Here is an 11,943-nt window from a genome sequence, read left to right as displayed (position 1 = left end):
CAGGTCATCTTCTTCAATACCCAGCTTCCTCGCAATTTTTGAATAGTGCTTTTTGGAGAATTCCTCAAAGTGATCTTTGATGATTGTTTTAGCTCTCTCCTGATCTTCGCTACCGGATTTACGTTCGAGCTGAAGATAAAGGCATTCCTGCAGGTCCCGAGCACCAACTCCTGGTGGATCAAAGTCCTGCAGCACCTCAAGCATTTCCTTCAGTTCATCCTCGGTAGCGAAAATATTTTGTGCGAAGGCAAGATCATCAACGATGGCATTCAAAGGCCTGCGGATATACCCGTCATTATCGATGCTTCCAATAAGGTGAAGGGCAATCTCATAAGCCCGGTCATCCACCATGCGCATGTTCAGTTGGGAAATGAGCAGGTCCTGAAAGCTCATTCCACCGCTGATGGGAATGTCACGTTTCTCGTCATCCGGACCGGAATTCTGTGTGCTTAATTTATAGGAAGGAATGTCATCATCCGACAGGTAGTCCGAAATATCAAAGTCATCGTTGTTGTTTTCGGTATCGATTCCTTCATCGCCCAGTCCGTCTGCTCCTTCGTCGTATTCGTTGGTTTCTCCTTCTTCCGATTCCGCGGCACCCTCTTCCAGGGCTGGGTTTTGTTCAATTTCTTCCTTTATCCGTTGCTCCAGATTGGCACTCGGAATCTGCAAAAGCTTCATCAGCTGTATCTGCTGGGGTGAAAGCTTTTGAAGTAGCTTTTGCTGTAATGACTGCTTTAACATAACCCTTTAATGAAGATGGCGTCGGATCGGGCCCATCAAGGTAATCATTTCGACCATCGGTTGTGTAACTTTTTTACTAACGTAACAAAAGGGGGTTACGGTTTCGTCGCAATTAAAATTCCGCATTTTTAGGAGTGCGTGGGAATGGAATCACGTCGCGGATATTTCCGAGTCCAGTCATGAAAAGCATCAGGCGTTCAAACCCAAGACCAAATCCGCTGTGAGGTGCGGTGCCGAAACGGCGGGTATCCAGGTACCACCAGAGTTCATCTTCAGGCAAACCCAAGGTACGGATACGGCCCAGAAGAGCGTCAAGATTTTCTTCTCGCTGAGATCCCCCTATGATCTCGCCGATGGAAGGGAACAACACATCCATGGCCCGCACGGTTTTACCATCGTCATTCATCTTCATATAGAATGCCTTGATCTCTTTAGGGTAGCCGGTAACGATCACGGGTTTCTTAAAATGCTGTTCAACCAGAAAGCGCTCGTGTTCGGATTGCAGGTCACTTCCCCAGGAAACAGGGAATTCAAATTTCTTACCGGATCCGGTAAGTATATCAACGGCTTCCGTATAGGTAATGCGCTCGAACGGTTGATCGGCGACCATTTTCAGACGCTCAATCAGTTGCTTGTCATATAAATTGTTCAGGAACTCCAGGTCATCCATATAATGCTCCAAGCCGTACCTCACCAAATATTTAAGAAAATCTTCGGCTACATTCATGTTATCTTCGATCTCACAAAAGGCCATTTCGGGCTCGATCATCCAAAACTCTGCGAGGTGTCGCGTTGTGTTCGAGTTTTCCGCCCGGAAAGTAGGACCGAATGTGTAAATATCGCTCAGCGCTAATGCACCCAGTTCTCCTTCCAGTTGTCCGGAGACAGTCAGGTGTGTTTCCTTGCCGAAGAAGTCCTGCGAAAAATCCGCTTCCCCGTTCTCATTTTTGGGCGGATTGGTCGCGTCCATAGTGGTCACCCGGAACATGGCACCGGCACCCTCGGCATCAGAACCTGTGATGATGGGTGTGTGCAGATAATAAAATCCGTGGTCGTTGAAATATTTGTGAATGGCGAATGACATTCCATGCCTTAGTCTGAGTACCGCACCGATCGTATTTGTGCGTGGACGCAGGTGGGCGATCTCTCTCAGAAATTCAAGGGTATGGCCTTTCTTCTGTAATGGATAGGTCTCCGGGTCTGCGGTACCATATACAAACAGGTCCTCAGCCTGTATCTCAAACGATTGACCTTTTCCCTGAGATTCCTCCCAGGTTCCCACAACGGAAATGCATGCACCTGTAGTAATGTCTTTCAATAGTGCTTCCGAAAAGCGTCCCGGGTCCGCAACCACCTGTATGGGGTGCATGGTAGACCCGTCGGAAACCGCAATGAAATTAACCGATTTCCCTTCACGCTTCGTTCGTACCCAACCTTTTATGCATACTTTTTCAGATACCTTGGCTGAACTTAGCAGCTCCTTGATCTTTTTTCTTCCTGGGCTTTGTGTCGTCATGATATCCTGTTTTGGGCCTGCAAAAAAACGATTTTTTACGTGTATTCACAATGCACCAAATTGTTAAGAAAAAAACAACGGAAACATTTTACATGAAATTTGTTTCCTATGTTTTTTTGATGTTACCTTTGCGCCATGGACCAGAAGGATATGATTTTGCAGAAGTCTATGGCGTTGTTCTTCCGTTGTGGCATCAAGAGTGTGACAATGGACGATGTGGCGCGCGAACTGGCCATTTCAAAGAAGACCCTTTATAAGTTCGTGAACGACAAGACCGATCTTGTAAAGCAGGTCATGACGGTAAACCTGGAACAGGACCAATGTGTGTTCGAAGAGCTGTTTACTTCCGGCTTGAATGCCATCGACGAATTATTTGAGGTAACAAAAGTGATCAACGAGAAGCTAACGGATTTTCATCCGTCCATTCACTATGATCTCAATAAATACTATCCGGAAGCCTGGGCCCTGTATACGCAACATAAGCTGGAGTTCATTTATCAATGCATGGTGCGGAACATGGAGAATGGTATCAAGGAAGGATTGTACAGGGATAACCTGAACGTATCAGTTATCGCCCGCATTTACATCACCCGCATGGAGGATATGTTCAATCCTGAAGTGTTTCCGCCGGATCTGTATGAGTTCAACACGGTTTACCTGGAACTGATGCGATACCATATCAGGGGCATCGCCAGCGAAAAAGGAATCAAATATCTCTCAAAGAAAATAGAAACCATGAAAACCAATTTGCTGTGAAACAAAGGATCATGATATGGGGCATCGGATTGCTCCTGTGCTTTGCTGCACCGCTAACAGCACAAGATGCATCCACGGGGTTCACGTTGGAGAAAGCCATTCAATATGGATTGGAGAACAACCGGCAGGTTAAAAATGCTTACCTGGATGTTCAGATCGCCAAAAAGAAAATCTGGGAGACGACCTCAATGGGGCTGCCTCAGATCAGCGGTGAGGTGGGATACCAACATTTTATTGACCTGCCTGTGTCCGTTGCACCGGCCGAAGCTTTCGGAGGTCCTCCCGGTGAGTTTGCGGAGCTGAAGTTCGGAACAAAGAACAATGTGTCTGCCGGGATCACGGTGAGTCAGTTGCTGTTTAGCGGTGAGTATCTCATAGGCTTGCAAGCTGCCAAGACCTATGCCCGCTATTCCGAGGAACAAAAGAAGAAGACCGATATAGATATCCGCGATGCGATCACCACCAGCTATATCCAGGCGTTAATGGCCAAGCGTAACAGGGAAGTTCTGGAAGAAAATCAGCAGCAGATCGCCGGGCTGGTCAAAGAGATCAAAGCCATGCATGAGGCTGGTTTCGTGGATGGATTGGATGTGGATATCCTTGTTCTACAAGAGGCCCAGTTGAATGATGCGGTAGCCAAATCCAAGGCATTTGAAACAACTGCTGCCGATTTGTTGAAGTTGCAAATGGGTTACCCACAAGACCAGTCGATCACATTTGAAGATGAACTGAAAACATTGGCTGAAGCGGCCCTTTCAGCATCCGCATTTCCTGCTTTTGATGTCAATTCACAAATAGATGTGAAACTGGCGATATCAGGTGAAGCATTATCGTTGCTGGAGGTGAAGCGCCAAAAGTCTACACGTTATCCTACGTTGGCCGGTTTTCTGAACCACTCACAGAATGCCTATCGCAACCAGTTTAACTTTTTCAACAATGGGAGCTGGTATCCGACGACCATTGCAGGCCTGACGATACAAATACCAATTTTCGACAGCCGCGGACAGGCATCCAGGATCAAACAGGCCCAGTTCGCGCTGGAGCAGGTGGGAAACACCCGGAAGTTACTTGAAGACAAAGCAAACATGGAATACCAGTCTGCTTTGACCTCATGGAATGCATCGCTTTCAGCATTCAAAACGGCAAAAAACAATCTCCAGCTTGCTGAACGGATCCTGGAAAGAATGACCATCCGCCATAAAGAAGGTCTGGCTACAAGCACGGAGCTCATCCAGACACAAAATCAACTGATCACAACAAAAATAGCTTATTACAACGCTTCGGCTGAATTGCTGCTGGCCAGGGCGCGTATTCAAAAACTCCTGAATCAATGATGTACAAGAAACATTTGCTTTGGCTGCCTGTTGCCGCCCTTATATTCGGTTGCCAGGAACAAGAACCCAATGAGGCTATTCGTAAGCTCAAATCTGAAAGAGATAGCCTGAAAACCGTGTACGGAGAGATTGGGTCAAGACTCACGGAAATCGAATCCGAACTGGTGAAGCTGGATACCGCTCATAAAGTAAAAACCGCGTTGGTGACAACCTATATGGTGGAACCCGATTCGTTTGCCCACTTTTTTGAAGTGCAAGGCGTGGTGGAAGCTGATCAGAGTGTACAGATCACGGCTGAAACGGCTGGTAAGGTGAAGCAGATCCTCGTGAAAGAAGGGGATGCTGTAAGGGCAGGACAAACCCTGATCACGCTGGATAGCGACGTCCTGTATTCCCGCCTCGCAGAAGTGGAGACACAATTGAAACTGGCTCAAACGGTATTTGACAAACAAAAGAATCTCTGGGACCAGGGAATCGGTTCGGAAATTCAGTTTCTTCAGGCAAAGGCCAACAAAGAAGGACTTGAGAAAACCATGAACACTGTACGGGAACAGGTACAAAGTGCCATCGTAAAGGCCCCTTACAACGGTGTGGTTGATGAAGTATTTATCAAATTAGGTGAAATGGCGATGCCGGGTATTCCGCTTGTTCGCGTGGTTAATACCGAAAAGCCTTACCTCGTGGCCGATGTTTCGGAACGGTATGTTCAGGATATCAGGAAAGGGAATCCCGCTGTGGTGAATTTCTCTATGCTGAACGATCAATGGTACGATGCGGAAGTGAGGTCTGTGGGAAAATACATCAACCCCGATAACCGCTCTTTCCGCATTTACCTGTCCATAAATAATGCGAATGTCGAGCTCCGCCCCAACATGCTTTCGGTGGTTAGGGTAAGGGATTTTATGCAGGATACCGCACTGACCGTTCCTTCTTCCAGCATCATGCAGGACGCACAAGGCAAGGACTACATCTATACAGCTGAGAATAAGCAAGCCGTGAAAAAGTTTGTTGAAACCGGCCTTTCATACGATAATAAGACACACATCAAGCAAGGGCTCCGAAAGGGTGAGAACGTGATCGTGGTAGGCGCACGTAACATCAAAGAGGGTGACAAAATTGAAGTGAAGAACTGACATGAGTGATCAAAAAAACACCGGTGTAAAAAGGGAGTTTTTCCTTTCCACCTTATCCGTGAATAACCGGAGTACCGTGATGGTGCTCATGTTTATCATCGTGATACTTGGCATCGTTTCGTATCGGTCCATGCCAAAGGCATCATTCCCTGATATTGTAATGCCTCAGATTTATGTAGGTACTGCCTATCCGGGAAACTCTCCGGCCGATATGGAGAAATTAATATCCAGGCCACTGGAAAAAGAGATCAAATCCATCAGCGATGTGGATAAGATCACCTCTACTTCACTCCAGGGTTATTCTACCATTCTGGTGGAGTTCGACTTCAGTGTGAGTCCCACAGAGGCGCTCCGGAAGGTGAAGGATGCGGTAGACAAAGCCAGGGCTGAGCCAAGCTTCCCGACCGACCTGCCTGCAGAACCGAACATCTTCGAAGTGAATTTCTCGGAATTCCCCATCCTGAATATCAACCTCTCCGGAGATTTCTCATCCGATCAGCTAAAGGAATATGCTGAGTATCTCGAAGACCGGATCGAGGATATCCCGGAAATTTCCAAAGTAGATATTCGTGGGCTGCAGGAGAAAGAGGTAGAGATCAGTGTGGATATGCACCGCATGGAGGCACTGAAGATCAGTTTTAATGATATCTCCGGCGCTGTTGCCAATGAGAACCTCACCATCGCCGGTGGCGATATCAAAGTCGGCGGAATTCGCCGTACCGTCAGAGCGGTCGGTGATTTTGAAAGTATGGAGGAGATCGAGAATATCATTGTGAAGCAGGAGCATGGCAACATTGTTTACCTGAAAGATATCGCAGATGTTCGCTTCCAGTTCGAGGAACGGGAAAGTTATGCCCGCGAGTTCGAGAAACCGGTGGTGATGCTTGATGTGGTGAAACGTGCAGGTCAGAACCTGATATCCGCCATGGAGCATATCCAGGAAGTGCTCGACGAGGCGGAAGAAAATGTTTTACCGGATAATCTTACGGTTTCCCTTACCAATGACCAGTCGCAGATGACCAGGAGTATGGTGGATAACCTTGAGAACTCGATTATATCAGGTGTCATTCTGGTGGTATTGGTCCTTCTGTTCTTTCTGGGAGTGCGCAATGCCTTGTTCGTCGGTATCGCGATACCGCTTTCCATGTTCACGTCATTCATGATCCTGGGTGCCATGGGTGCTACCATCAATATGATGGTGCTGTTTGCGCTCATCCTGGCACTGGGTATGCTGGTGGATAACGGGATCGTGGTTGTGGAGAACATTTACCGTCTGATGAGTGAGGGGATGTCCGCACGGCAAGCGGCCAAGGAAGGAGCGGGTGAGGTGGCCGTGGCCATCATTGCATCCACCGCAACAACATTGGCAGCCTTTTTACCACTCATGTTCTGGCCGGGTATGATGGGTGAGTTCATGGGATTCCTGCCATTGACACTGATTATCGTACTTGGCTCGTCCCTCTTTGTGGGGCTTGTAATCAATCCGGTATTCACGGCAATCTGGATGAAGGTGGAACAGGAGAAGGTAAACCGAAAAGCCATGTTTCGGTATTCCGCCATTGCTTTCGTATTGGCACTCCTTTTTTATGCAGGTGAAATGATTACCATGGGTAGCTTATTGCTGTTTAGCGTGGTGATTTCGTTGGTGAACGGCTTCCTTCTGGTGCCTGGCGCTCATAAGTTTCAGAATGGGGTGATGCCGCGCGTAGAGAATTTTTATGAGCGGTTCCTGACACGTACACTTTCCGGGTACAGACCACTTGCATTCCTGGGTGGAACCATTGTTATGCTCTTCTTGTCCTTTGTTTTGCTGGGGGTATTCCCTCCCAAAACATTGTTCTTTCCTGAGAATATGCCCAAGTATGTGAACATATTTCTGGAAATGCCGATCGGAACGGATATAGAGGAAACCGATAAGGCCACACGCGAGGTGGAGGAAATCGTGATGAATCAGGTGAGAAAGTTCGAGGTAGGTGAGAACAAAAGAAACTTTCTGGTGGAAAGTGTGATTGCCAACGTTGGGGAAGGAACCACTGACCCGAATGAAGGACCTTCCATGAGCAATACACCCCATCGTGCACGTATCACCGTTAACTTTCGTGAATACCAATACCGTGTTGACCCGTCAACCGGAAGCTTTGTGAACACAGGTGTGGTCATGGAAGATATTCGGAATGCGGTAAAAGGCAAAATTCCGGGCGTGAAGATCAGGGTGGAAAAAGACAATGTTGGTCCGCCTGCCGGTGCAGCGATTAATATAGAGGTTGCCGGGGATGATATCGACCAACTGCTGACAGAAGGCGATCGCATCAAAAGCTTTATCGAAAGCAAAAACATTCCAGGTATTGATGAGCTGAAGCTTGATATCGAGTTGGGTAAGCCGGAGTTGATCGTAGACATTGATCGGGCGAAAGCCAGACGCTTATCCCTTTCAACCGGCCAGATCGCGTCCACGATCCGAACTGCTCTTTATGGTAGCGAAGTGTCACAGTTCAAACAAGGTGAGGATGAATATCCCATCCAGATTCGTTTTAATGATCGCTACCGCTATGATGCAGAAGCTCTGATGAACACCCGGATCACATTTCGTGATCAGACGTCAGGTAAGATCAAGCAAGTACCCATCTCAGCCGTGGCAAGCGTTCATAAAAGTTCTACCTATAGCGCTGTTAAACGTAAGAACTCCCGCAGGGTAGTAACGGTGTTCTCTTCGGTAACGGAGAATTATAACCCGACGGAAGTGGTAGGCCAGATCAAGGAAGCGATGAATGACTTCGAACTTCCTGATGGAGTAGAGTATAAATTCACCGGTGAGCAGGAAGAACAGGCCAAGGAAATGGCCTTCCTGGGATCAGCACTGATCATCGCTGTATTCCTGATCTTCCTGATCATTGTGGCGCAGTTCAATTCCGCCACCACCCCTGTACTCATTGTTGCCTCTGTGGTATTCAGCCTTACAGGTGTGTTGCTCGGACTGGTGATCTTCCGGATGGAATTCGTGATCATGATGACCATGATCGGTATCATTTCTCTGGCCGGTGTGGTTGTGAACAATGCCATTGTATTGATAGACTATACCAACCTGTTGCGTGAGCGCAGAAAGGCGGAACTTGGTCTGGGCGAAGATGATCGCCTGCCGTATGATGAATTGGTGAAATGTGTCGTACAAGGTGGAAAAACACGTTTACGTCCGGTATTGCTTACCGCTATCACAACGGTTATGGGATTGTTCCCGTTGGCCACAGGTATGAACATCAACTTCTTCACCCTGTTGTCCGATTTTAACCCCGACATCTATTTCGGTGGAGACAACGTGGTGTTCTGGGGGCCTATGTCATGGGCTGTGATCTTCGGTCTGACCTTTGCCACTTTCCTCACCCTGGTCATCATTCCGGTCATGTATCTGATGAAGGAAAGGCTGAAATACAGATTAAAGAGGTCGTAAGAATTGACAATGATTGGTCAATAGACAATGGTCATTAGAAGGTAGCAGCTAATGACCATTGTCTACTGCCTACCGCCCCCATAATCATCTAAACACCACCAAACCATCATCATAACAAACTTCCGGGATTTCCGTATAGTATGAACATTGTTTGCGGACGGAGCCGTAACCCCCGGTTGAAAAACATTTGCTACTTTTGTTAAACAGCAAAAGCCGAAGGTTATGATCTCCCCCAATATACTAGGTATGATAGGTCCCCAACAGGTTGTCCTGATTCTCGTTATCGTGATCCTCCTGTTCGGTGCCAAACGCATACCCGATCTAATGAAAGGAGTAGGTAAAGGGATCAATGAGTTTAAAAAGGCTACCAAGGATGATGATGGCAAGGAAAAGATCGGTGAATCGAAAGATTCAAAATAATTCCCGCCCGTTGTTAGCCGTTTCCATTTGAAAGACATGATGATTTTGCAAGAACCATATCGCCGGATATTGGCGGGGGTGACGCTGGCACTATGCATTTCAGTCAGCACCTTCGCACAAAACAACGACACAGAACCGGGTTGGGTAGATGATGATAACCCGGTGGCTGCCATGCTTGACAGCCTGATCCTCAAACACTATTTCGAGTGTTCGAATTTTACCACAGATACCAACGAACTCAATGCCTGTTCATTTGCTTCCGACTCTGTGCCGAGGTATGAGCCTGCGGAGTATATGCAGCGCATTGCGTTGATGAATGAACGCAGTCCGATTGAATTTACCTACAACGATGCCGTGCATAAGTTCATTGAACTTTATGTTGTTCGAAAGAGAAACATGTCATCCCGCATCCTTGGTTTAAGTGAACTTTATTTCCCAATGTTCGAAGAGGTAATGGACGCTTACCAGATCCCTCTGGAGATGAAATACCTTGCCATTGTAGAATCCGCTCTGAATCCCAATGCGGTTTCCAGGGCAGGCGCTACCGGCTTGTGGCAATTCATGTACAGCACAGGGAAATTGTACCAGCTTAAGGTTGATTCCTATATGGATCTGCGCAGGGATCCTTACTTGTCTACCATCGCTGCCTGTGAATATTTCGAGCACCTGTATGGTATGTTCCACGACTGGCTGCTTGTGCTGGCTGCATATAATAGTGGACCTGGAACCGTAAGTCGGGCGATCAGAAGGTCCGGTGGCGAGATGGACTACTGGAAACTCAGAACCTATCTACCTAGTGAAACAAGAGGTTATGTGCCTGCTTTTATCGCCGCTGCATATTTTATGAACTATGCCTCCGATCACAACATCTATCCCATACGTCCCAAGCGCATGTTTTATGAGATAGACACAGTGATGGTGCGTCAACCGTTAGAACTTAAGCAGATCGCGCTAACGCTGCACATACCTTTGGAAGATCTTGAATTCCTGAACCCTGTTTATCGCCTGGGAAAAATTCCGGTGGTGAATCAGAAACCCATGAAGTTGACATTGCCGGTTGAAAAGATCGCTGCGTTTATCAATAATGAGCAGGCCATATACGCCTATGCCAATCCACGTGATAGCTTACCGGACGGAACACTGGTTGAGTATGTGACCAAAGAAAAGAAGGTTTACCATACCGTTCGCAGCGGTGAGTATCTGGGTGCCATTGCATCTCAGAATCATTGTTCGGTAGGCCAGATCCAGGCATGGAACAACCTGAAATCCTATATGATCCATCCGGGACAGAAGCTTGTAATTTATCGTGAGGTAACCGAAGCGGTGCCGGTTGTAACGGTTGATCAGGCGGCAGCGGAAGAATCCGAAGAAGATCAGCAAAAGGAAGTACAAAAACCTCACGAAGAAAGTCAATACATCATGTACGTGGTGCAGCCCGGCGATACCCTTCATGATATTGCAAATAAATATGCCGGGATCTCCGTTTCACATCTGAGGGAGTTGAACGGTCTGAATGATTCACAGGAACCGCCTCCCGGAACCAAATTAAAAGTGAGTGTTAAAGGCTAGTACCATACGTAAGTACGCATTTCACCGGTTCAGCCTGGCCATTCAAATTCTGGCCGTAATACTTCTCCTTCACCAGGGTTGCCAAAGAGAAGAAGGCGCCCTGCTTCCACCATATACGGGCAGGCCGGGCGAGCTACTCGCCGTGATTTCCAATGAACTGTTTATGGGTTCATCCGGTGAACAACTCAAAGAGATTTTCAAAAGGCCCATGGAAGGTCTTCCACAACCGGAACCGGAGTTTTCCCTGAATACCCTTCCACCGGAGAGTTTTAAGAGTACCATTCGAAATACCCTGAATATCCTGGTCGTGCAGTTGGATACCGCTCAAAAACCGGGTATCTATTTTAAGAAATCCGTATGGGCCAAGGATCAGGTGGTGGCATCCGTTGTGGGACGCAATGATAAAGAAACAGCAGCATTGCTGGCGGATCATGCGAACGAGTTACGGTATTTCTTCCAGAAGAACGATCGTGAACGGTTGGTGAACAGTCTGGATCTGAATGGCAAATTGATTCGCTGGTTGAAAAGTGAACACGGCATTTTCATGAAAGTTCCATTCGATTATTACCTGGCCGTGGATACCCCTGGTTTTATATGGATGAGGAGGGAAACACGTGAGACGTCTTCCGGACTTGTTATCATGACCAGACCATATGCAGATACGTCAGATTTTTCTGTCGAATCAACACGGGCAGCGCTAAACAAGATGTTGCAAAAGTACATTCCTGGTCCGGCCGAAGGCTCTTACATGAAGCTGGTGGAAGACTATCCCATCGAAGGTGTACGCATACATGCTGACTCTCTTTACTCTACGGAATTGCGGGGTTTGTGGGAACTGGAAAATGATTACATGGGTGGCCCGTTTGTTTGTCAAACCAGACTATATCCGGATGGCGACAGGCTCGTTACGGTGATGGGTTTCGTATATGCACCCAAGTTCAAAAAGCGGGATTATATCATCAACCTGGAATCCATTCTTCAGTCATTCTCATTTCAGGAAAGTGCCGGGGAAGAATAATTTCATGA

Annotated in this window: 9 protein-coding genes; 7 read left to right on the top strand and 2 right to left on the bottom strand. The window is 47.4% G+C overall.

Annotation, left to right across the window (positions count from 1 at the left end; all coding sequences use genetic code 11):
• Together KDD36_05015 and asnS are read right to left on the bottom strand one after the other, a co-directional pair.
• On the bottom strand, positions 1-744 hold a 744-nt coding region (locus KDD36_05015; protein MCB0395988.1), incomplete at its 3' end, for an RNA polymerase sigma-54 factor.
• A gap of 112 nt (positions 745-856) precedes the next feature.
• Positions 857-2,260 carry an asparagine--tRNA ligase gene (asnS, locus tag KDD36_05010; GenBank protein ID MCB0395987.1) on the bottom strand — a complete coding sequence of 468 codons (1,404 nt, stop codon included), beginning with the start codon at positions 2,258-2,260 and terminating at the stop codon, positions 857-859.
• Positions 2,261-2,395: 135 nt separating this feature from the next.
• Here asnS and KDD36_05005 point away from each other — a divergent pair, with 135 nt between their 5' ends.
• The 7 genes from KDD36_05005 to KDD36_04975 all read left to right on the top strand — a co-directional run bounded on the left by KDD36_05005 (position 2,396) and on the right by KDD36_04975 (position 11,935).
• Entirely contained in the window at positions 2,396-3,016 is a 621-nt protein-coding gene (locus KDD36_05005) for a TetR/AcrR family transcriptional regulator (GenBank protein ID MCB0395986.1), read from the top strand.
• On the top strand, positions 3,013-4,350 hold the full coding sequence (locus KDD36_05000; GenBank protein MCB0395985.1) for a TolC family protein: 1,338 nt from the start codon (positions 3,013-3,015) through the stop codon (positions 4,348-4,350). Before KDD36_05005 ends, KDD36_05000 begins: the two co-directional genes overlap by 4 nt.
• Positions 4,347-5,483: an efflux RND transporter periplasmic adaptor subunit gene (locus KDD36_04995; GenBank protein MCB0395984.1), complete on the top strand. Its 1,137-nt coding sequence runs from the start codon at positions 4,347-4,349 to the stop codon at positions 5,481-5,483. The genes KDD36_05000 and KDD36_04995 overlap by 4 nt, the downstream gene beginning before the upstream one ends.
• A 1-nt stretch (position 5,484) precedes the next feature.
• Positions 5,485-8,928 (top strand): efflux RND transporter permease subunit, encoded by a 3,444-nt coding sequence (locus KDD36_04990; protein ID MCB0395983.1) that lies wholly within the window; start codon positions 5,485-5,487, stop codon positions 8,926-8,928.
• Positions 8,929-9,150: 222 nt separating this feature from the next.
• Positions 9,151-9,348, top strand: a complete 198-nt coding sequence (gene tatA, locus KDD36_04985; protein MCB0395982.1) for a twin-arginine translocase TatA/TatE family subunit — start codon at positions 9,151-9,153, stop codon at positions 9,346-9,348.
• A 36-nt stretch (positions 9,349-9,384) separates the two neighbouring features.
• Positions 9,385-10,917 carry a LysM peptidoglycan-binding domain-containing protein gene (locus KDD36_04980; GenBank protein MCB0395981.1) on the top strand — a complete coding sequence of 511 codons (1,533 nt, stop codon included), beginning with the start codon at positions 9,385-9,387 and terminating at the stop codon, positions 10,915-10,917.
• Positions 10,904-11,935: a DUF4837 family protein gene (locus KDD36_04975; protein ID MCB0395980.1), complete on the top strand. Its 1,032-nt coding sequence runs from the start codon at positions 10,904-10,906 to the stop codon at positions 11,933-11,935. The genes KDD36_04980 and KDD36_04975 overlap by 14 nt, the downstream gene beginning before the upstream one ends.
• The last annotated feature ends 8 nt before the right edge of the window (positions 11,936-11,943 follow it).

It is taken from the genome of Flavobacteriales bacterium (genome assembly GCA_020435415.1).
GTDB lineage: Bacteria > Bacteroidota > Bacteroidia > JACJYZ01 > JACJYZ01 > JACJYZ01.
Note: the sequence above shows the minus strand (reverse complement) of the source record. Positions and strands in the feature narration are given on the sequence as shown.

What these genes read in the sequence shown, in the direction of transcription:
- asnS (MCB0395987.1), bottom strand. Translation starts at nt 2,260, where the DNA reads ATGACGACACAAAGCCCAGGAAGAAAAAAGATCAAGGAGCTGCTAAGT.
- KDD36_04995 (MCB0395984.1), top strand. Translation starts at nt 4,347, where the DNA reads ATGATGTACAAGAAACATTTGCTTTGGCTGCCTGTTGCCGCCCTTATA.
- KDD36_04990 (MCB0395983.1), top strand. Translation starts at nt 5,485, where the DNA reads ATGAGTGATCAAAAAAACACCGGTGTAAAAAGGGAGTTTTTCCTTTCC.
- KDD36_05005 (MCB0395986.1), top strand. Translation starts at nt 2,396, where the DNA reads ATGGACCAGAAGGATATGATTTTGCAGAAGTCTATGGCGTTGTTCTTC.
- tatA (MCB0395982.1), top strand. Translation starts at nt 9,151, where the DNA reads ATGATCTCCCCCAATATACTAGGTATGATAGGTCCCCAACAGGTTGTC.
- KDD36_04980 (MCB0395981.1), top strand. Translation starts at nt 9,385, where the DNA reads ATGATGATTTTGCAAGAACCATATCGCCGGATATTGGCGGGGGTGACG.